Source organism: Streptomyces sp. NPDC058335 (genome assembly GCF_042723915.1).
Taxonomy (GTDB): domain Bacteria; phylum Actinomycetota; class Actinomycetes; order Streptomycetales; family Streptomycetaceae; genus Streptomyces.
Genome location: NZ_JBHXHX010000016.1, coordinates 138099 through 159172, shown reverse-complemented (window position 1 = coordinate 159172; position 21074 = coordinate 138099). Strand labels below are relative to the sequence as shown.

Below are 21074 nucleotides of genomic sequence, written 5' to 3'. Positions count from 1 at the left end.
GTCTCGGTGCTCCCTAGCGCAGCCGGGGCTGGATCTTGTCGATGAAGATGGTCTGCTTCTGCTCGGCCGTCAGATGACAGGCCGCGGCGCGCCCTGCGGCCAGCGGCGGCCGCTCCTGCGAGCAGAGGTCTCCCGCGACCTGGTCCTTGAAGGCACAGCGCGGATGGAAGGGGCAGCCGGAGGGCGGGTTGAGCAGCGACGGCGGGCTGCCCGGGATCGGGTCCAGGGCCTGGTGGATGTCCCCATCCAGGCGCGGCATCGAGCTGAGCAGCCCCCAGGTGTAGGGGTGCTTCGGCGTGCGCAGCACCTCCTTGACGGAGCCGCGCTCCACGGCCCGGCCGGCGTACATCACCAGCAGGTCGTCGGCCATGCTCGAGATGACGCCGAGGTCGTGCGTGATGAAGATGATCGCGGAGCCGAACTCCTGCTGGAGGTCCTTGAGCAGGTCCAGGATCTGGGCCTGCACCGTCACGTCCAGCGCGGTGGTCGGCTCGTCGGCGATCAGCAGGTCGGGGTCGCACATCAGCGCCATGGCGATCATCGCGCGCTGGCGCATACCGCCGGAGAACTGGTGCGGATAGTCGTCGAAGCGCGTCTTGGGCTGGGGGATGCCGACCTTCTCCAGCATCTGGACCGCCCGGTCCTTCGCCTCCTTCTTGGAGGCGCCCCGGTGCTTCATGTAGGGCTCGGACAGCTGGCGGCCCACCGTGTAGTACGGGGAGAGCGCGGTCAGCGGGTCCTGGAAGATCATCGCCATCTTGTTGCCGCGGAGCTGCTCCAGTTCCTTCTCCGTGGCGGTGACGAGTTCCTTGCCGTCGAGGACGATCTCGCCGTCGACGGTGCTGGTCCGCGGGTTGTGCAGACCGAGAATCGTCAGGTTCGTGACGGACTTGCCCGATCCGGACTCCCCCACGATCCCCAGGGTCTTGCCGCGCTCGACGTCGAAGGAGAGCCCGTCGACCGCCTTGACGATGCCGTCCTCGGTGGAGAACCGCACCTTCAGATCACGCACCGACAGGAAGCTCTCCGGGCCGGTAGGGGCCGGGGCGTCCTCGGTCTTGGTCAGTGTGGTCACGGTGGTTCGTTCTTCCTAGGAGAGCCGGACGCGCGGGTCGATGTAGGCGTACGCGATGTCGACGAGAATGTTCAGGATCAGGATGAAGAAGGCCCCGAACAGCATGACGCCCATCGTCAGCGGGAGGTCCTTGGTGACCGCGCCGTTCACGGCGAGGCGGCCGATTCCCTGGAGGGAGAAGGTCAGTTCGGTGACGACACCGCCGCCGAGCAGGGCGCTGATGTCGATGCCGAGCACGGTGACGATCGGGATGAGCGAGCCACGCCAGGCGTAGCGGAAGAAGACGTACTTCTGTGACATGCCCTTGGCCCGGGCGGTGCGGACGTGTTCCTCCGCGAGCTGCTCGATCATCGAGGCGCGTGCCATACGCGTGTACTGCGCGGTGAAGATGGTGGCCATGACGACCATCGGGATGGACAGTCCGACGAGCCAGCCCACCGGGTCCTGCGTGAACGGCACGTACTTCGGGTCTTCCATCCAGCCGGTCTGGTAGACGAGGACGGTCAGCGCGATCGGGCCGAGGAAGTAGATCTGGAACGAGCTGAGCACCATGGACCCACCGGTGGCGACCTTGTCGACGAGGGAGCCACGCTTGAAGGCGGCGAGCATGCCCGCGCCGATGCCCACGAACAGGAAGACGACCAGCGCACCCAGCGTCAGCGACAGGGTCAGCGGGAAGCGGTCCATGATCGTGTCCCACACGAACTCGCCCGAGTAGAACGACTGTCCGAGGCAGGGGGCGGGGCAGTGACCGGTGGGGAAGTCACGGCCCACCACGATGCCGGACATGAAGTCCCAGAACTGTGTGTGCAGCGGCAGGTTGAGGCCGAGTGCCGTGCGGATTTCCTCGAGTCTCGTGGGCGAGCAGTCCTTGCCACAGGCCAGTGAGGCGTAGTCGGACGGCGCGGCGACGAACAGGAAGAACGTGACCGCACCGATCAGGAACAGGGTGACGGCGGCACCGACCGTGCGCCGGATGATGAACTGAAACATGGCGGGAGGGCTGCTCTCTGCGGAGACGGTGTGGGGCGGGTTCACGGAACCGCGGGGGTGCGCTCCGCCTGGTGCGCACCCCCGCGATCAGCCGTACAGAGTTACGACTTCAGGAACAGTCGGGTGACGTCGATGTAGCTGGACTCGGCGCTGTAGCGGGCGCCGCCGATGTTCGAACCGTAGAGCTGGAGCTGCTTGGTGTACCAGAGCGGGGCACCCGGGAGGACCTTCTCCAGGATGTAGTGGTGGGCTTCCCGCCAGGTCGCCGCGGCCTCGGTCGGCTCCTGGGTCAGAGCCTTCTTGATGAGCTTCTGGACCTCGGGGTCGTTGATGTGCGAGTAGTTCGGCGAACCGTCGGCGACCTGGTCACCGTCGTAGATCGGCGTGACGACCGTGGCCGGCGACGGCCAGTCCTGGCCCCAGCCGTTGATGTACATGTCGTACGGGTTCTTGAGCTTGCCGACCTGCTCGCTGTAGCTCGCGGCGTCGACCTCCTTGGCGACGACGTCGATGCCGATCTTGCTCAGCGCGTCGACGATGGCGACCTTGCGCTTCTGGCCGGCCTCGCTGTTGGCGTAGGCGAAGACGAGCTTCTTCTCGGCGGCCGGAACGTCCTTGAGGAGTTCCTTGGCCTTCGCGATGTTGCCCTGGGGCGTCTTCAGACGGCCGTACGGGTCGTAGGTCGGCTCGTAGCCCGGCAGGGTCGGGGCGAACAGGTTCGGGGCGACGTCACCGCCGTACGCACCGCCCTCACCGGCGATGAGCGACTTGGAGTTCACGCCGTAGGCGACGGCCTCGCGGACCGCCTTGTTCTTGACCCGGTCCAGGTTGAAGTTCAGCGCCATCACGTAGGGCTGGTATCCCTTGATGGTGCGCTTGTTGACGGCGGCGTTGCCGACGACGTCCTGGATCTGGGTGGACTCGACGGAGCCGGTGAGCTGGATCGCGTTCTTGGAGGCACCCTGGTCGGCGATCAGACGGCTCGTCTGGGTCGACTCGGTGACACCGAAGTCGAAGTTGAAGCCGTCGACGTACTGGTGACGGACCGAGTCGGTCTTCGGGTCCCAGTTCGGGTTCTTGACCAGCTTCATGGTCTTGCCGGCCTTGTACTCAGCGATCTTGTACGGGCCGGTGGAGACGGGAGCCGTGTCGTACTTCGCCTTCGTGTCGGTCTTCTCCGGCACGACGCCGTAACCCGGCATGGCCAGCGTCTGCGGCAGGTCGGGACGCGGCGAGTCGAAGTGGAAGACGACGGTCTTCGCGTCCGGGGTGTCCAGGACGGTGGCCGGCAGGTGCTTGGTTCCGAAGCCGCCGTCCGGCAGCGCCTCGCGGTACTTCGGGCCGCTCAGCCAGGTCTGCAGGTAGGTCGGCCCGTCGAAGATGAACTCGGCGTACTGGCGCTCGATGGTGTGACGGATGTCGGCGGACGTGATCACGTTGCCGTTCTGGTCCTTCACGCCGTCCTTCAGCGTGTACGTCCAGGTCTTGCCACCGTCCGAGGACGTGCCCGAGTCGGTCGCGAGGTCACCGACGACCGCGGTGCCGCCCTTGCCGTCCTCCTCGAAGTTGGTCAGACCGCGGAAGAGCAGGTTGGCGACCTGGCCACCGTCGGAGACGTAGATCTGGCCCGGGTCGAGGTGCGAGAGGCCCGCCTCCTGGTAGACCTCGATGGTGCCGCCGCTCTTGGCGCCGGGCACCTCCTCGGCGGGACCCGTGGACGCGGCGGCGTCGCCGTACGTGACCGGCTTCGACTGGACGGCGGCCTCGGCCTGGTCCTTCTTCGAGTCCTTGCCGCTGCTGCCGCCCTTGTTCTCGGAGCAGCCGGTGAGCACGAGGGAGCCGGTCGCGATGACGACCATGATGGCCCGAGCTCTGCGCGAGTTGAACGACTTCATGTGGTGAAAGCACCTACCTGTCGGTTGTTATCCATGAGTACTGCCTGACGCGGCTGGTAGGCCGACGCGGGGGCGGCAGTCACCCCCCACCAATGGACGATCAGCGTCCGGACTTGGGGTCGAACGCATCCCGAACGGAGTCTCCGAGGAGGTTGAAGCACAGGACGAAGATCACCAGTGCCGTGCCCGGGAAGAACATGAACGCCGGATCCTGCTTGGCGTAGCCGGCGGCGGCGGCGAACAACCGCCCCCAGTCCGGGGTCGGCTCGACGAACCCGACACCGGCGAAGGAGAGGAACGCGATCGTGAGAATGGTGCTGGGCAGCTGGTACGTGAACTGCACCAGGATCGGCGAGACCACGTTCGGCAGGATCTCCTTGCGGATGATCCGCCACGGCGAGGCGCCCGAGACCTTCGCTGCCTCCACGAACTCCCGCTCGCGCAGGGACAGCACCGTGGAACGCACCAGTCGCGACATGCCCATCCAGCCCAGCACCCACAGCACGATCAGGATCGCCAACGCGCGGAAGTATGTGGGGGTTTCTTCCTGCGGGTCGACGAAGAAGGCGGTGACCACCGGCATGAACGCGATGAAGAACAACTGCGACGGGAAGGACAGGAAGAAGTCCGTGACCCGTCCGATCCAGTAGTCGGTGCGACCACCGAAGTAGCCGCCGACCAGACCGATGATGATACCGGTGACCATGAGCAGGATGGTCACGCCCAGCGCCATGTACAGCGAGGTCCGCATGCCGTACATCAGCATGGCGAACAGGTCACGGCCGTACTGCGGCTCGACACCGAACCAGTGGGTTCCCGACATTCCGCCGAAGTAGCCGAGCGGCAGTCCGAACTCGTCGAGGACGGGGCTGTCCGCGTACGTGGGGTCCTGGCCGTACAGCGTGTACGGGTTCGTCCCGCTGAGCTTGGTGAGCAGCGGGGCCGCCAGCGAGATGAGGAAGTAGAAAATCACTACGCAGGCGCAGATGACACCGGTACGGTCACGCTTGAAGCGCTGCCACATCAACTGCCCGGGGGAACGACCCTCAAGCTTCTTCGCCACCTCGGCGGGCTCGGTGTTCGTATCGAGCTCGGGATCCAAGGCGATCGAGGGCCCGGAGCCTTCAGCCTTGGCTGGACTGGTCATGTGTGTACTTCCCCCGGGGGGTTGGAGAGTTGAGCGCAGCACAGATACCGGCAGGTTCTGTGGTTTGGGGGAACTTTCGCCAAGTAAGTCAACGCGCGTCAAGGCCGGAAGACATAGGGATCTCCCTACCGTCCATATTTTGAGCAAAAATTGCAAAGATTGACACCTGCGCGCGCTTGACAGGTGAAATCGTAAACGGCTATTTCAGACATACGGCGACTATTTTCTGTTTACATGTCCGAAACGCGTTGGCCGGATAACCGATAAACGGACGGCAACTCCTGGGACACGAACAGCGGCTTCACAGCCCGCCCGGGAAGCGCCGCGGCACACTTCTCACGGTGCCGTCCGGAGCCGGCCGCGGGCACGCCGAAGTCCCGGCCCTCCGCTCGGGAGGACCGGGACCCGGCGTGAGGAACGTCAGCCGTGCTTGGCGCGGCTCGCGGAGCGGGCCCGCTCGCGCTGGTCGAGGACGACCTTGCGGATGCGAACCGCCTCCGGGGTCACCTCGACGCACTCGTCGTCGCGGCAGAACTCCAGCGACTGCTCCAGCGACAGCTTGCGCGGCGGGACGATCGCCTCGAAGGAGTCGGCCGAGGCGGACCGCATGTTCGTGAGCTTCTTCTCCTTCGTGATGTTCACGTCCATGTCGTCGGCGCGCGAGTTCTCGCCGACGATCATGCCCTCGTACACCTCGGTGCCGGGGTCGGTGAACAGCACGCCGCGCTCCTGAAGGTTCGTCATCGCGAACGCGGTGACGGCACCGGCGCGGTCGGCGACCAGCGAGCCGTTGTTACGGGTCGTCAGCGTGCCGAACCACGGCTCGTGGCCCTCGTGGATGGAGTGGGCGATGCCCGTGCCGCGCGTACCCGTGAGGAACTCGGTACGGAAGCCGATGAGGCCGCGGGAGGGCACGACGAACTCCATGCGGACCCAGCCCGAGCCGTGGTTGGACATGTTGTCCATCCGGCCCTTGCGGACGCCCATGAGCTGGGTGACGGCGCCCATGTGCTCCTCGGGCACGTCGATCGTCATGCGCTCGACCGGCTCGTAGACCTTGCCGTCGACGAGCTTGGTGACGACCTGCGGCTTGCCGATGGTCAGCTCGAAGCCCTCACGGCGCATCTGCTCGACCAGGATGGCCAGCGCCAGCTCACCGCGGCCCTGCACCTCCCAGGCGTCCGGACGCTCGGTGTCCAGGACGCGGAGGCTGACGTTACCGACCAGCTCGCGGTCCAGGCGGTCCTTGACCTGACGGGCGGTCACCTTGCGGTCCTTGACCGCGGCCTTGTTCTCGGCGCCCTTGCCGGTGCCGCCACGGCCGACCAGCGGCGAGGTGTTCGTACCGATCGTCATCGAGATCGCCGGCTCGTCGACCGTGATGAGCGGCAGCGCGACCGGGTTCTCGGGGTCGGCGAGGGTTTCACCGATCATGATCTCCGGGATACCGGCGACGGCACAGATGTCACCCGGGCCGGCCTTCTCGGCGGGCTTGCGGGTGAGCGCCTCGGTCATCAGCAGCTCGGTGATGCGCACGTTGGACATCGTGCCGTCGCGCTTGATCCACGTGACGGTCTGGCCCTTGCGCAGCTCGCCCTGCTCGACGCGCAGCAGCGCGATACGGCCGAGGAAGTTGTCGGCGTCCAGGTTGGTGACGTGCGCCTGGAGCGGAGCCTCCTCGTCGTACTCCGGAGCCGGGACGTGGGACAGGATCGTGGAGAAGAACGGCTCCAGGTTCTCGCTGTCCTTCGGGACGGTGCCGTCCTCGGGCTTGTTCAGCGAGGCGACGCCGTCACGCGCGCACGCGTAGACGATCGGGAACTCGATCTGGTCCTCGTCGGCGTCGAGGTCGAGGAAGAGGTCGTAGGCCTCGTTGACGACCTCGTCGATGCGCGAGTCCGGGCGGTCCGTCTTGTTGATGCACAGGATGACGGGCAGGCGGGCCTGGAGCGCCTTGCGCAGCACGAAGCGGGTCTGCGGCAGCGGGCCCTCGGAGGCGTCCACCAGCAGCACGACGGCGTCGACCATCGACAGACCACGCTCGACCTCACCGCCGAAGTCGGCGTGACCGGGGGTGTCGATGATGTTGATGGTCACGACGTCCCCCCCGTCCTTGGGGTGGTACTTCACCGCCGTGTTCTTGGCGAGGATCGTGATGCCCTTCTCACGCTCCAGGTCGTTCGAGTCCATCATGCGGTCGTCGAGCGACTCGGCGGCGTGCGCGGCGAAGGCGCCGGCCTGCTTGAGCATGGCATCGACCAGGGTCGTCTTGCCGTGGTCGACGTGGGCGACGATGGCTACGTTGCGAATATCGTGGCGCGTGGCCATAAAGCGGCGATCTCCCGGAGTGTGAGGGCGGCCCTGCTGCGTACGTCTGTGTTACGCGGGCCCTGCCGGGCTTGACACGCCACGGCCTCACCCCATCGTACGTGGCCCGGCGGGGGACGGCCTCCGCAGGGCCGCAGGGTTCATCCGACGATCACCCGGGGCTCACTTCTCCGAGGGGCTCGCGGAGACCTTCACGCCCTTCTTCAGGAAGCCCATGTCCTCGTAGACGGGGGTCTGGAAACCGAAGGCACCGGCGTTGACCACGTTCTTCCGTACGGCCGTGAGCTGAGGGCGCTGGTAGAGAGGAATCGATCCGGCAGCGGCCCAGATACGGGCGTCGGCCTTGCGGATCAGGGACCGCCCCTCCTCCTCGTCCAGGGTCGAGACCGCCTGGTCGAACAACTGGTCGACCTGGTCGGTGCCGACCCTGGTGTAGTTCTGCTCGACGATCAGCGACCCGTCGGCGCCCGGGACCGGCTTGGCGTAGATCGGCCGGGCGTCGGTGGCCGGGAAGGCGGAGGCGGGCCAGGAATAGAGGGCCAGGTCGTACTCGCCGGAGGCGATGTGGTCCTTGAAGTAGCTCTCGTCGGAGACCTTGGTGGTCTCGGTGCGGATGCCGACCTTCTCCAGCATCCGCGTGATCCGCCCGGCCACCAGGTGCAGGGACTCCGAGCCGGGACCGGTCGGCAGCACGAACCGCAGGGTGAGCGCCTTGCCGTCCTTGGCCAGCGCCTCGCGCGCGGCACCGGCCGGGGCGGCGGTGCCCCGGGGGGCGTAGGCGCCGGGAGCGCCGTGCCGGTTGAGGTACTGCTTGCCGTCCTGGGCGAGCCGCCTGCCGTGGTCCTCGTGGTCGCGGCCGTGCTCCGCGGGCGCCTTGCCGTCCTGGCCGACGATGTACGTGCCGTCGTCGCCGCCCTCGGACTTGTCGTCGCCGTCGGCCTTCTTCCCGTCCCCCGGCTCCTTCTCCCCGTCGGACTTCCCGCCCCTGGCCGTCTCGCCCTCGGATCCGGCGGCCTTCTCGCCCTTCTCGCCCTTCTCCACCGGGCCGCCGGGCACCCAGCCCGCGTCCGCGAGGAGCGCCTGCGCCTCCTCGGTGTCCTGGCCGCCGAGCGCGCCGCTGTTGTCGGCGTACGCCTCCTGCCCGGAGAGCGCCAGGTGACTGCCGACCGGCACGGCGGGCAGGCCGAGCGGCTTCAGCACCACCTTCGCCAGTTCCTTGCGGTCGAGCGCCCTGGCCACGGCCCGGCGTACCCGCTCGTCGGCGAGGGGGCCGCCGGCGCCGTTGAGGGCCAGCTGCGTGTAGGCCGGCTCCAGCGACTTGCGCACCTCGTAACCGCGCAGCTCCTTGCGCTGCCGCTCCCAGGCGGCGACGGCCTTGCGCAGGTTCTCGCGCGCGTACACATGCCGGTCGTCCTGGTCCTGGTCCTCGTCCTGGTCCTCGACGGAACCGTCGGCGACGGCCCACGAGCGCAGCGCCTTGGCCGCGGTGCGGCCGGCGCCGGGGCCGGAGAGCGGTCCGGCGGCGCCCGCGGCACTCTCGATGCCGCGGGCCGCGGCCGGGTCGATCTCGGCCACGTCGAGGTCGCCCTCGGCGAGCCGGCCGGCCCGTTCGTCGCGCGGTACGGCGGCCAGCACGATCTCGGTGAGCTTGGCGGGCCGGCCCCACCAGCGCGGGTTGCGGGTGAGCCGGATCTGGTCCTTCTCGCGGTCGATCTGCTTCAGGGCGAACGGCCCGGCGGTGACCTTGAGCTTGCGCCGCGCCCCGTCGTTGAAGGCGTCGGGCGTGCCCATGACGTCCTTCGGGTACAGCGGGGAGAACAGCGACCGCCAGTCGGCGTAGGGGCGGGCGAAGGTGACCCGGACCTCCAGGTCGTTGGCGCCCCGCTCGATCTTCTCGATGCGGTCGTAGCCGGCGTTGCGGGCGGTCCAGTAGGCGCTGTCCTTGCCGGACAGGGCGCGCCACTGGGCGGCGAAGTCGGCGGCGCCGATCTCTCGGCCGTCGCTCCACACCGCCTGCTGGTTCAGCCGGTACAGGACGACCTGCCTGGGCTGGGTGTCGACGACCTTGGCGGACTCCAGGAAGTCGGGGTTCCGCCGGGGCCGCCCGTTCGCGTCGAGCCGGTACATCGAGGGCAGGACGGCCTGGGCGACCCGGGTGGTGGTGGCGTCGGCGTCGGCCTGGAAGGTGTTGAGGGTCTCCGGTACGGCGTCCACGGCCCAGCGCAGGGTGCCGCCGTCGGTGATCTGGGCGCGGGCGGCCGGGGCGATGTCCTGGGCGGCGAGCGGCTTGCCGGCCTTGTCCTCGGCGGAGCAGGCGGAGAGCAGGGGTACCGCGAGCGCTCCCGCGGTGAGGAAGGCAACCGAGCGCATGACCGCGCGGGGTCCGAGGCCGTCGTGGGACATCTCTGCTTACCTCCGGGAGCCGCGGGCGTTATGATCACTTTTGGCGGTATATGGAGCTGATCACATCTATTCGGCCACTGAAGAGGAAAGGGTTCGGCAGCGGAGGGCGACACGGCGACGACAGCCGGGAAGCCCACCCGTGCGGCGCAACGCACCACGGCATGCACCCCTAGGTCACCCGTACGCATCGGCCAATCGGTGCACATCCCTTCCCACCGACCGGTGTGACGCGCAACACTCGCAGGCGCATGACCGTTGCCACCCACGGCCGCCGGGCCGACGGAAGCGAGGTACGTCATGTCCGTGCACGACGAACTGAGGTCGCTACAGCGCTGTCTCGACGACCTGACCCGGTCGGTCGGGCGTCTGGAGCAGCAGATGGGCAGCGGCGGGCTGGACATGCGCCGCGTCCGCACCGACACCGAGCACCTGCGTGAGAGCGTCGGGATCCTGCGTGAGGCGGCCTCATCGCCGGCCGCCGCCAAGCGCCCGGATCTCGTGACCATCCCCGACACCCCGTACGACGACTCGCTGTGGATCGACACGGACGACGAGGGACTCGGCGCCCGCGACCGCCGCGCCCCCTGACCGACCGGAGTCACACCTTGGCCACTGGTACGGAACCCCAACCCCGCGGCGGCGTGCGCAGCAGTACGCGCGCCGCCATCGACGCCCCGCACCTGCGGACCGACCGCTGGTGGCTCGCCCCGGCGGTCACGGCCGCCGGGCTGCTCGCCTTCATCGTGTACTCGACATGGCGGGCGTTCGCCGACGCCGACTACTACGCCGCGCCCTACGTCTCGCCGTTCTACTCCCCGTGCCTGGCGGAGCGGTGCGAGCCGATGCACGCCGGCCCCAACTGGGAGATCTTCGGCGGCTGGTGGGGGATCTCCCCCGCGATCATCATCCTGATCTTCCCACTCGGCTTCCGGCTGACCTGCTACTACTACCGCAAGGCCTACTACCGGGGCTTCTGGGCGTCCCCGCCGGCCTGCGCGGTGGCCGAGCCCCACAAGAAGTACACGGGCGAGACCCGCTTCCCGCTGGTGCTCCAGAACATCCACCGGTACTTCTTCTACGCCGCGATCGTCGTCGCCGGGATCCTGACCTACGACACCGTGCTCGCCTTCCGCGACGAGCACTACGCCTGGGGCCACATGGGCCTGGGCACCCTCGTCTTCCTGGTCAACATCGTGCTGATCTGGGCGTACACGATCTCCTGCCACTCCTGCCGGCACATCGTCGGCGGCAAGCTCCGACACTTCTCCAAGCATCCCGTGCGCTACCGGATGTGGCAGTGGGCGGGGAAGCTCAACGCCCGGCACATGCAGCTCGCCTGGGCGTCGCTGGTGAGCGTGGCGCTCGCCGACTTCTACGTCTACCTCGTCGCGTCCGGCGCCTTCGACGATCCGAGGTTCTTCTAGATGAGTGGGGCCCTTTGATGTCCGTGGTCGACCGCCAGCAGTGGGACGTCGTCGTGGTCGGGGCCGGCGGCGCCGGTCTGCGGGCCGCGATCGAGGCCCGCGAGCGCGGCGCCCGTACGGCCGTGATCTGCAAGTCGCTGTTCGGCAAGGCGCACACCGTGATGGCCGAGGGCGGTATCGCGGCCGCCATGGGCAACGTCAACTCCGGCGACAACTGGCAGGTCCACTTCCGCGACACCATGCGTGGCGGCAAGTTCCTCAACCAGTGGCGGATGGCCGAGCTGCACGCCAGGGAGGCCCCGGACCGGGTGTGGGAGCTGGAGACCTGGGGCGCCCTGTTCGACCGGACGCGGGACGGCCGGATCTCGCAGCGCAACTTCGGCGGCCACGAGTACCCGCGCCTCGCGCACGTCGGCGACCGCACCGGCCTGGAGCTGATCCGGACCCTCCAGCAGAAGATCGTGTCGTTGCAGCAGGAGGACTTCGAGGAGACCGGCGACTACGAGTCCCGGCTGAAGGTGTACCAGGAGTGCACGGTCACCCAGGTGCTCCAGGACGCCACCGGCCGGGTCGGCGGGGTCTTCGGCTACGCCCGCGAGTCCGGCCGCTTCTTCGTGCTGGAGGCGCCCGCCGTGGTGATCGCGACCGGCGGGATCGGCAAGTCCTTCAAGGTGACGTCGAACTCGTGGGAGTACACGGGTGACGGTCACGCCCTGGCCCTGCTCGCGGGCGCGCCCCTGCTGAACATGGAGTTCGTGCAGTTCCATCCGACGGGCATGGTCTGGCCGCCGTCGGTGAAGGGCATCCTCGTCACCGAGTCGGTGCGGGGCGACGGCGGGGTGCTCAGGAACTCCGACGGCAAGCGGTTCATGTTCGACTACATCCCGGACGTCTTCAAGGACAAGTACGCCGAGTCCGAGGAGGAGGGCGACCGCTGGTACGAGGACCCGGACAACAACCGGCGGCCTCCCGAACTGCTCCCCCGCGACGAGGTCGCCCGCGCCATCAACTCCGAGGTGAAGGCGGGCCGCGGCTCCCCGCACGGCGGCGTCTTCCTCGACGTGTCCACGCGGATGCCCGCGGAGGTCATCAAGCGCCGGCTGCCGTCCATGTACCACCAGTTCAAGGAGCTGGCCGACGTGGACATCACCGCGGAGGCGATGGAGGTCGGGCCCACCTGCCACTACGTGATGGGCGGCATCGCGGTCGAGTCCGACACGGCCGCCGCCCGCGGGGTGCCGGGCCTGTACGCGGCCGGCGAGGTGGCCGGCGGGATGCACGGCTCGAACCGGCTCGGCGGCAACTCGCTCTCCGACCTGCTGGTGTTCGGCCGCCGGGCGGGTCTGCACGCCGCCGAGTACGCGGCGGCCACCGCCCGGCCCGCCATCGACGACACCCAGATCGACACGGCCGCCGCGGAGGCCCTGCGCCCGTTCTCCGCCGAGACCGGGGAGAACGGGACGGACGGGGAGGACGGGACGGACGGGGAGCACGCGGGAACCGCGCCGGAGAACCCGTACACCCTCCACCAGGAACTCCAGCAGACCATGAACGACCTGGTCGGCATCATCCGCCGGGAGGGCGAGATGGAGCAGGCCCTGGAGAAGCTGGCGCAGTTGCGCGCACGGGCCCGCCGGGCCGGGGTGGAGGGGCACCGCCAGTTCAACCCGGGCTGGCACCTCGCGCTGGACCTGCGCAACATGCTGCTGGTCAGCGAGTGCGTGGCGCGGGCCGCGCTGGAGCGCGTCGAGTCGCGCGGCGGCCACACCCGCGAGGACCATCCGTCGATGGACCGCGCCTGGCGCAACGTCAACCTGCTGTGCTCGCTGGCCGAACCCGTCGACGGGCCGCCGGTCGTCGACCCGGCACGGGGTCAGATCACCCTCACCCGCGAGACCACCGAGCCCATCCGCCCCGACCTGCTCGCCCTCTTCGACAAGGAGGAGCTGGTCAAGTACCTCGCCGAAGAGGAGCTGTACGAGTGAGCAGCTACGAGGCCCGTTTCAAGGTGTGGCGGGGTGACGATCGGGGCGGCGGCCTGGCGGACTTCCAGGTCGAGGTCAACGACGGCGAGGTCGTCCTCGACATCGTCCACCGCCTCCAGGCCACCCAGGCGCCCGACCTGGCCGTCCGCTGGAACTGCAAGGCGGGCAAGTGCGGTTCGTGCTCGGCGGAGATCAACGGCCGGCCGCGGCTGCTGTGCATGACCCGCATGTCGGTGTTCGACCGGGACGAGACGATCACCGTGACGCCGCTGCGGGCCTTCCCGGTGATCCGTGACCTGGTGACGGACGTCGGCTTCAACTACCGCAAGGCCAGGGAGGTCCCGGCCTTCGTGCCGCCCGAGGGGGTGGGCCCCGGCGAGTACCGCATGTTCCAGGAGGACGTGGACCGGCCGCAGGAGTTCCGCAAGTGCATCGAGTGCTTCCTGTGCCAGGACACCTGCCATGTGGTCCGCGACCACGAGGAGAACAAGGCCGCTTTCGCCGGCCCCCGGTTCCTCATGCGGATCGCCGAGCTGGACATGCATCCGCTGGACGCGGCCGAGGAGAACGGCCTGGACCGCAAGCGCGCGGCCCAGGACGAACACGGCCTCGGCTACTGCAACATCACCAAGTGCTGTACGGAGGTCTGCCCCGAGGGCATCAAGATCACGGACAACGCGCTGATCCCCCTGAAGGAGCGGGCCGTGGACCGCAAGTACGACCCGCTCGTCTGGCTCGGGAACAAGATCAGGCGGCGGACCTCGTCGGAGTGAGGGCCGCGGCACACGGTGTCAGGACGAGGCCCGCAGATACCCCGAGTGCGCCACACCGCCCAGGAACGTGAACCGGGTGTCGGTGGCCATGTGCTTGTCGAACGCCTCCTTGATGCCCGGCCACTTGGGGTGCCCGAAGTCGTCCAGGACGACGATGCCGCCCGGCGCGACGATCTTCTCGGCCCACTCCAGGTCCGCCGCGACACCGGCGGCCGAGTGGTCGCCGTCGACGACGACCACGCCGTAGGCACGGTCGGATACCAGGGCGCGCACCTCGGGGTCCTCGGAGAAGCCCTGCTGGATCCGGGCCGCGACGCCGGCCGCGCCCGCCAGGGAGAGGTTGGTGCGCACGGCGGCCTCCCGCACGGGTGTGCCCGAGGCGTCGTCCGAGATGGTGGTGCCGGGCTGCAACTGGGTCCCGGCGAGCGGGTCGACGATCGTCAGCCGGGGGTCGCGGCCCGCGCGCTCCATCATGCGGATGAGGGCCGCGCCGAACATCCCGTACAGGGTGCCGATCTCCAGCATGTCGTCGTTCGGCGGATCGAGCAGCGGTACGGCGGACAGCTTGCCGACGATGTTCATCGTGCCGCCGGCGATCCGGCCGACCCCGAGCGCCTCCAGGGCGATGAGCAGCCGGAACGCCTGGGCGACACTGCGCTCGGCGTCGTCCCGGTCGCCGGTCACCGCGGCGAGTTCGTCGATCAGTTGGTTCAGGTGGGTCGCGGACGGCATGCGTGCCATGCCGCGCCCGGTGCCGTCGAAGAAGAGTTCCATGGGGCGCTGGCGGTTGCGGAGCGCCTGGAGTTCCCGCTGTACCGCGTCGAGGGAGACGTCCGGGGCGGCGCGCCGCTCATCGCGGACGGCACGGCGCACTTGGCGCTCGATGCGCTGGTCGATGAGTTCGGCCACCGGGCGCAGGGCTCGACGGACGGCCTTACTGGTGAGTAGCGATCGCATCAGAGTGTGACCCTTACAGGGATAGGAGATCTGGACGCTAGGGCGCTCACAGACCCTGCACAACCAACGCGGGCGGCCCTGGAGGCAAAGCTCGCATGACGTCCGGGCGACGGTTCGATGGCGTCCCAGGTGACGGGCCGACGGCCGCGCGTGACGGGACGCCGGCGCGGGGATCAGCGCACCCAGCCCTCGCGGTACGCCGTCCAGTCCGCCTCCTCCGCCGCGAAGTCCACGTACAGCGCGACACCGAAGTTCGCGCGGTCGGCGTCCGTACGGGACAGGCCCAGGCGGACGCCCCGGACGCCGGCGGGGACGGTCTCCGCGTGATTCCAGTGGCCGAAACGGTTCTCGTGGTAGAAGGGCAGGCCCATCAACAGGTCGGTGGTGGGCGGGGCGACCTCCAGGGCGAGGGCGGTCTGCTGGGCGACATAGCCGCCGTAGGTGCTCTCCAGCGGCTGGATGGTGTCGTAGGACATGACGGCGATCTGGTCGACGCGGCGGGCGACCTCGCCGAAGAACTTCTGCGACCACCACTTCGGGTGGCCGGTGGTCGCGCCCCAGAAGGAGTGGAAGCCGGGCACCGGGTCGATCTGGTGGGCGGCGACGGACAGGGGCGCGTCCTGGGCGGCGGTGACGCGGTGCAGGGAGTCGAGGAGGCTCAGGTAGTTCCGGTCGCCGGAGTGCAGGGGCTCCAGGTCGAAGTGGACGCCGTCGAAGCCGGTGGCGAGGATCTCGCGCGTGGACCGCACGACCGCCGCCCGCGTCGCCGCGCGCTCCAACCGCATGCCGTGCGGGCTCTCGCTGGCGAGCACGTCACCGAGCCAGGCCTGGACCCGGATCCCCGGCATCTCCCGGTGGACGGCGGCGATGAACCAACGGGCGTTCGGATACGACGACTCGGGAAGCGTGCCGTCGTGCTCCAGGGGACCGGAGTGGACGTAGAGGTCGCGGATGCCGGTGTCCTTCAGACGGGCGGCCAGGGCCGTCACGTCCGCGTCCTTCTTGCGGCCGTCCACCCAGGCGTGGCCGAGCCAGATGGCGTCCTTGCCGCGGGTGTACGTGCCGTCGGCCGGGTCGCCCATGTAGTTGATACGCAGCGCGGTGAGCGCGACGAGGATCGGGAGCAGGAGGAGGAGGGGGACGGCGAGGGCGATCCGTATCCGGCGGCGGACGCGCCGGCGCCGCCGCAGGGCCGCTTCCTCCTCGGGCCTCTCGGTCGGCACCTCGGCGGACGTCGCCTCCGCCTCGGTGTCGGGCGTCTCCTCCGCGTCCGTACCGGTGGACTGGTCCGTCACTGTTCCCCCTCGGTGTCGCCCGCCCCACGCGCCCCGTCCCGGGTGCGTCCCGGTCGCGTGGCCGCACGGGCGGCCATACGCTCGCCCATGTGACGTCGTCCAAGCTCCGGGGCCGGTCGCGGCGGGCCGGTCCGCAGGTGTCCGTGCGGGTGGTGCTCGCCGTGCTGGGCGGAGCGACGGGAATCGCGTGGCTGGTGTTGCCGGGGATGACGACGGGAACGGACGCTCCGGTTGCGATCACCGGTCCCGCCTCCGCCTCTCCGGCCGCGGCTCGCGCGGAGGACGGGACGTCGACCGCCGCCGACCTGGTCCTGCCGCTCGTCGCGGCCGGCGCGGCCGGGGCGCTCGCGGGGTACGGCTACGTACGCCGCGTCCGTCGCGCCCGCACCCGCACGACACCGGGCGGCAGCACCCCCTCCCCACCGCGGACCGAGCCCGGCCCACCGGACGACCGGTCCCGCGCGGCCCTCGTCGCGGCCGACGACCGTGTCCGGGCCGCCCGCGACGAACTCGGCTTCCCGCGGATGCTGTTCGGCGCGGAGGCGGTGGCGCCCTTCGCCGGTGCGCTGCGCGAGGCGGAAGGGGAACTGGCGGCCGCGTTCCGGATGCGGCAGCGCTACGACGACGGCGTACCGGAGGACCCGGCGGCCCGGCGGCAGGCGCTCGCCGGGATCGTCGGGCGGTGCGCCGAGGCCGAACGGCGGCTGGACGCGGCGGCGGACAGCTTCGGGCGGCTGCGGGGGCTGGAGCAGGGGGTGGGTGAGGCGCTGGGGGTCGCGGAGGCACGGTTCCGGGAGCTGACCGGGCGGACGGCCGCGGCCGAGGCGGTTCTCGGCGAGCTGCGTGAGCGGTACGCGGCCACGGCGAGCGCCTCCGTCACCGGGTACGTCGAACAGGCCAAGGACCGGCTGGTGTTCGCCACCGTCCGGCTCAACCAGGCCCGCCAGGCGGACGACTCGGGCCACCCGGAGGAGGCGGCCCGCCACCTGCGTACCGCCGAGGGCGCCGTCGCCCAGGCCGCCGTCCTCGTCGAGGCCGTGGAGCGGACCGCCGCCGAGCTGCGGGAGGCGGCCGGGCTGATCCCGGCCGCGCTGACCGGCGCGGAGGCCGAACTGGCCCCCCTGCGCGACACGGGCGGCGAGGCGGTCGCCCACGTCCTGCACGCCGACGGGGTCCTGTCCTCCGTACGCCGGGAACTGACCTCGGACCGGCCGTACGACCCGGTCGACATGCTCCGCCGCGTCGTGCGCGGGATCTCACCACCGGTGTCGGGGCAGGCCGGGGTGCTCGCGGCCGCCGCCAGGCTCACCGCCCGCAGCTCCACCGCCTCGGCGGCCGACTTCGTCGCGACGCACCGGGGCGCGGTCGGGGCCGCCGCCCGCACCCGCCTCGCGGAGGCCCAACGCCTCCTGGCCGCCGGCGACAGTGCGGGGGCCGACGCCCTGGCCCTGGAGGCCCGCGCCCTGGCCGAACAGGACGTACGCCTCCAGGGCAACCCGTACACGCCGGCACCGCCCGTCTCCGACGCGTCCCGCCCGACGCCCACAGCCGGAACCGCGGGCGCCGTCCTGGGCGGCATCCTCCCCGCCGACGATCCGGAGAACGCCCACCCGGCCGGGTTCACCGGACGACCGGGCGCGTCCGAGACGCCACCCGTGTAGGGCCTGTCGTCACCTTCCCGTCGTCCGCCCGGAGGGCGGGCCTCGCGGCCTCGGGTGCGTGCTCCGGGGGTCCCCCCGGCCGAAGGCTGGGGGAGTGCCGGGCGCAGTCCCTCGTACTGGTTGTACGTGGGTCTGCGCCCGGTGCGGTGAGAGGGCGTGCATGGCGTCGCGAGGCGGACGGGAACGTGACGACAGACCCTAGGGGCAGCAACCCGTCAGAACAGGCTCAGCAGCGCCTCCGCCGGGTCCGCGAGGCCCGTCTCGCCGTCGGGGAGGGGGAGTTCGAACCAGACCGTCTTGCCGCGGGGCGTGCGGCGGGAGCCCCAGGCGGCGGAGAGCAGGCCGACGAGCTGGAGGCCCCGGCCGCCCTCGTCGGTGTCGCGGGCGCGGCGGCGGCGCGGCTGGACGAGGCCGGAGTCCCACACCTCGCAGACCAGGGTGCGGTCGAGCAGCAGCCGTAGCCTGATCTCGCCCTCGCCGTAGCGGAGCGCGTTCGTCACCAGTTCGCTGACGAGGAGTTCCGTGGTGTCGACGAGCGGTTCCATGTCCCAGCTGAGCAGCTGCCCGCGGGCGTACTCGCGGGCGCGGCCCACGCTGCGCGGCTCGCGCGGCAGCGTCCAGTCGCCGACGGAGTCGGCGGGCAGGCCCTGGACGCGGGCCATCAGCAGCGCGATGTCGTCCTCGCCGTGGTGGGTGTCGAGGGTGTTGAGGACGTGGTCGCAGACGTCCTCCAGAGGGCTCGCGGGGTCCGTCAGGGCGCCCACGAAGGCCTGGAGGCCCTCGTCGAGGGGGTGGTCGCGGGATTCGACCAGTCCATCCGTGTAGAGCGCGAGCAGCGCGCCCTCGGGGAGTTCGACCTCGACCTCCTCGAAGGGCTCCCCGCCGACGCCGAGCGGCATGCCCGGCGGCACGTCGAGCATCAGCGCGGGCTCGCCGGGTTCGACCAGCACGGGCGGCAGATGGCCGGCGTTGGCGAAGGTGCACCTGCGGGTCACCGAGTCGTACACCGCGTACACGCAGGTCGCGAGGTACACCTCGGACAGGTCGGCCTCGCGGGGCCGGCGGGCGGCCCGGGTGGCCTGCTGGACGCCGCCGGGGGTGCCGAGGCCGCGCGCGATCTCGTCCAACGCCGAGAGCACCTCGGCCGGTTCGAGGTCGAGCAGGGCAAGGGTCCGTACGGCGGTGCGCAGTTCGCCCATGGCGACCGCCGCCCGCAGCCCGCGCCCCATCACGTCGCCGACCACCAGCGCCGTGCGGTGGCCGGGCAGTTCGATGACGTCGAACCAGTCGCCGCCGACCTCGCTGGGGCGGCCCGAGGCGACGCTGCCCGGCAGGTAGCGGCAGGCGATGTCCAGGCCGGAGGCGACCGGGTCGCCCGGCGGCAGCAGCGACCGCTGGAGCATCAGCGCCCGCTCGTGCTCGCGCCGGTACAGCCGCGCGTTGTCGATACAGACCGCCGCCCGCGCCGCCAGCTCCACCGCGAGATCCCGGTCCCGGTCCCCGAACGGCTCGCTGCCCTTCGTCCGCGAGAACTGCGCCAGGCCTACGACCGTGTCGTGCGCGACCATCGGAATGGCGAGCGTGGACTGCACGAGGCCGCCCTCCTCGCCGGGGATGCTTCCCGGGCGGGCGGTGCGCAGGGCGTCCGCATGGGGCGAGTTGAACGGGAAGTGGTGGACCGCGCCGACCGCGACGGCCGTACCGCTGCCGGTCAAGGGCCCGTCGGACACCGCGGACGAGAAGGCCACCCGGCGCAGCTCGGCGCTGCCGTCGGCGAGGCCGGGCGGGGTCTCGTCGCCGGCCAGGAGCCCTTGGTAGAGGTCGACGGTGGCCAGGTCGCAGAACCCGGGCACGACGACGTCGAGGAGTTCGCGCGCGGTCGTCTCCAGGTCGAGGGAGTTCCCTATGCGGGCGCCCGCCTCGTTCAGCAGGGCGAGATTGCGCCGTGCGGCGGCGGCCTCGCGGGCGGCGGCGCGGCGGGCGGTGATGTCGGTGCCGAGCCAGGCGATGCCGATGGGCCGGCCGGAACCGCTGTGCACGCGGTAGAGGTTGATGGACCAGTGCCGGCGTTCCTCGGAGCCCGGCACGAAGCCCGTGACGTGCATGTCCGTGATGGAGTCGCCGGTCTCCAGGACCCGGCGCAGCACCGCGCTGACCCGCTCGGCCTCGGGCCTCGGCAGATAGTCCTGGACGCCCTTGCCGCGGTGGTCGTCCGGGGTGCCGCCGAAGATGGACGCGAACCGCTCGTTGGCGCGGCGCACCCGCAGTTCGGGGTCGATCAGCAGGAAGCCGAACGGGGATTGACCGAATATCGCCTGCGAGGCGGCCAGGTCGGTCTCGATGCTGCGGAGCGTGCGGACGTCGACGACGATGCAGACGGCGGCCTTCTCGCCCTCCTGGGTGCGCGTCGGCATGACGTACACCTCGGCGAGGCCCTGCTCGCCGCGCGTCCCGTCCCTGGTGTCGGGGGTATCGGGCATCCGGAAGGGGACGACGCCGGTCCACTCACGGCCGTCGAGGATCTCGGCCATCTTGCGCTGGCCGCGCTCGCGCTGGTCGGGGTCGACGAACGCGTCGATGGGGTCCATGCCGACGGCCCGGTCGGCGGGGATGCCGAAGATCTGCTCGGCGCGCAGGCTCCACTGGTCGACGAGACCGTCGGGGCCGATCGAGAAGGAGGCGACCTTGATGTAGTCGTAGATGGAGCCGGGCGGACTGCTCTGCCACAGGGCGTCGCCGGCCGGCACCTCGCCCTGGCCGTCGGCAAGGGTGTGTCCGGCGTCGCACGCGAGCGCACCCGCGGTCTCCGCCCTCGCGCCGCCCGACGGGTCCTCGGACTCCGTGGCCTTCGCTGGTATCTCGCTCACGCGAACCGTCCCCTCCAGCTCACCGCGCCCGGCACCGGTCACCGGTTGCGGCTGCCCGCAGTATCCAGCACTACGGCGCCGCACGACACGGTGTTCACGATCACAGCACGGTCCAGGCTTTTTTCGGACCGTCCCGTGACAACACTTCCAGTCTTCTAACCAGCGGACACGTCGTCGAACCACACCTGACGGCACCGGTCGCCGGACTGATGTCCGGGCGGTCGGCGGTCGCGTCGCCGAATCCGGGTCCACGGTCTCGTTCCCGGCCTCC

14 protein-coding genes are annotated in these 21074 nt (G+C 70.2%); 5 read left to right on the top strand and 9 right to left on the bottom strand.

Features of this window, described 5'->3' with window-relative positions; genetic code table 11:
• Nucleotides 1-13: 13 nt before the first annotated feature.
• The 6 genes from ACFWJX_RS28995 to ACFWJX_RS28970 form a co-directional block, all read right to left on the bottom strand.
• Complete coding sequence (locus ACFWJX_RS28995; protein WP_383248902.1) at nucleotides 14-1075, bottom strand: ABC transporter ATP-binding protein; 1062 nt, start codon at nucleotides 1073-1075, stop codon at nucleotides 14-16.
• Between the two features lie 15 nt (nucleotides 1076-1090).
• On the bottom strand, nucleotides 1091-2068 hold the full coding sequence (locus ACFWJX_RS28990) for an ABC transporter permease (protein ID WP_383248900.1): 978 nt from the start codon (nucleotides 2066-2068) through the stop codon (nucleotides 1091-1093).
• Nucleotides 2069-2169: 101 nt separating this feature from the next.
• Complete coding sequence (locus ACFWJX_RS28985; RefSeq protein WP_383248898.1) at nucleotides 2170-3963, bottom strand: ABC transporter substrate-binding protein; 1794 nt, start codon at nucleotides 3961-3963, stop codon at nucleotides 2170-2172.
• Between the two features lie 100 nt (nucleotides 3964-4063).
• On the bottom strand, nucleotides 4064-5110 hold the full coding sequence (locus ACFWJX_RS28980) for an ABC transporter permease (RefSeq protein ID WP_383248896.1): 1047 nt from the start codon (nucleotides 5108-5110) through the stop codon (nucleotides 4064-4066).
• 420 nt (nucleotides 5111-5530) lie between these two features.
• Nucleotides 5531-7438: a translational GTPase TypA gene (typA, locus tag ACFWJX_RS28975; protein ID WP_383248894.1), complete on the bottom strand. Its 1908-nt coding sequence runs from the start codon at nucleotides 7436-7438 to the stop codon at nucleotides 5531-5533.
• A gap of 162 nt (nucleotides 7439-7600) precedes the next feature.
• Nucleotides 7601-9841 carry an ABC transporter family substrate-binding protein gene (locus ACFWJX_RS28970; protein ID WP_383248892.1) on the bottom strand — a complete coding sequence of 747 codons (2241 nt, stop codon included), beginning with the start codon at nucleotides 9839-9841 and terminating at the stop codon, nucleotides 7601-7603.
• Nucleotides 9842-10138: 297 nt separating this feature from the next.
• Between ACFWJX_RS28970 and ACFWJX_RS28965 the strand changes: the two genes are divergently transcribed.
• The 4 genes from ACFWJX_RS28965 to ACFWJX_RS28950 are packed head-to-tail and all read left to right on the top strand — an operon-like array spanning nucleotide 10139 to nucleotide 14023.
• Nucleotides 10139-10429, top strand: coding sequence for a hypothetical protein (locus ACFWJX_RS28965; RefSeq protein WP_383248890.1), 291 nt, complete (start codon nucleotides 10139-10141; stop codon nucleotides 10427-10429).
• A 17-nt stretch (nucleotides 10430-10446) separates the two neighbouring features.
• Entirely contained in the window at nucleotides 10447-11265 is an 819-nt protein-coding gene (locus ACFWJX_RS28960) for a hypothetical protein (protein ID WP_383248889.1), read from the top strand.
• 17 nt (nucleotides 11266-11282) lie between these two features.
• Nucleotides 11283-13250 carry a fumarate reductase/succinate dehydrogenase flavoprotein subunit gene (locus ACFWJX_RS28955; protein ID WP_383248887.1) on the top strand — a complete coding sequence of 656 codons (1968 nt, stop codon included), beginning with the start codon at nucleotides 11283-11285 and terminating at the stop codon, nucleotides 13248-13250.
• Complete coding sequence (locus ACFWJX_RS28950; RefSeq protein WP_383248885.1) at nucleotides 13247-14023, top strand: succinate dehydrogenase/fumarate reductase iron-sulfur subunit; 777 nt, start codon at nucleotides 13247-13249, stop codon at nucleotides 14021-14023. The genes ACFWJX_RS28955 and ACFWJX_RS28950 overlap by 4 nt, the downstream gene beginning before the upstream one ends.
• A gap of 18 nt (nucleotides 14024-14041) precedes the next feature.
• On the opposite strand, the gene ACFWJX_RS28945 is transcribed toward ACFWJX_RS28950, so the two are convergent.
• Nucleotides 14042-14980, bottom strand: coding sequence for a class I SAM-dependent methyltransferase (locus tag ACFWJX_RS28945; protein WP_383248884.1), 939 nt, complete (start codon nucleotides 14978-14980; stop codon nucleotides 14042-14044).
• A 173-nt stretch (nucleotides 14981-15153) separates the two neighbouring features.
• Nucleotides 15154-16203, bottom strand: coding sequence for a hypothetical protein (locus ACFWJX_RS28940; RefSeq protein ID WP_383249006.1), 1050 nt, complete (start codon nucleotides 16201-16203; stop codon nucleotides 15154-15156).
• Between the two features lie 161 nt (nucleotides 16204-16364).
• Between ACFWJX_RS28940 and ACFWJX_RS28935 the strand changes: the two genes are divergently transcribed.
• Complete coding sequence (locus ACFWJX_RS28935) at nucleotides 16365-17936, top strand: hypothetical protein (protein ID WP_383248882.1); 1572 nt, start codon at nucleotides 16365-16367, stop codon at nucleotides 17934-17936.
• A 215-nt stretch (nucleotides 17937-18151) separates the two neighbouring features.
• On the opposite strand, the gene ACFWJX_RS28930 is transcribed toward ACFWJX_RS28935, so the two are convergent.
• Complete coding sequence (locus ACFWJX_RS28930; RefSeq protein WP_383248880.1) at nucleotides 18152-20803, bottom strand: SpoIIE family protein phosphatase; 2652 nt, start codon at nucleotides 20801-20803, stop codon at nucleotides 18152-18154.
• Nucleotides 20804-21074: the final 271 nt, after the last annotated feature.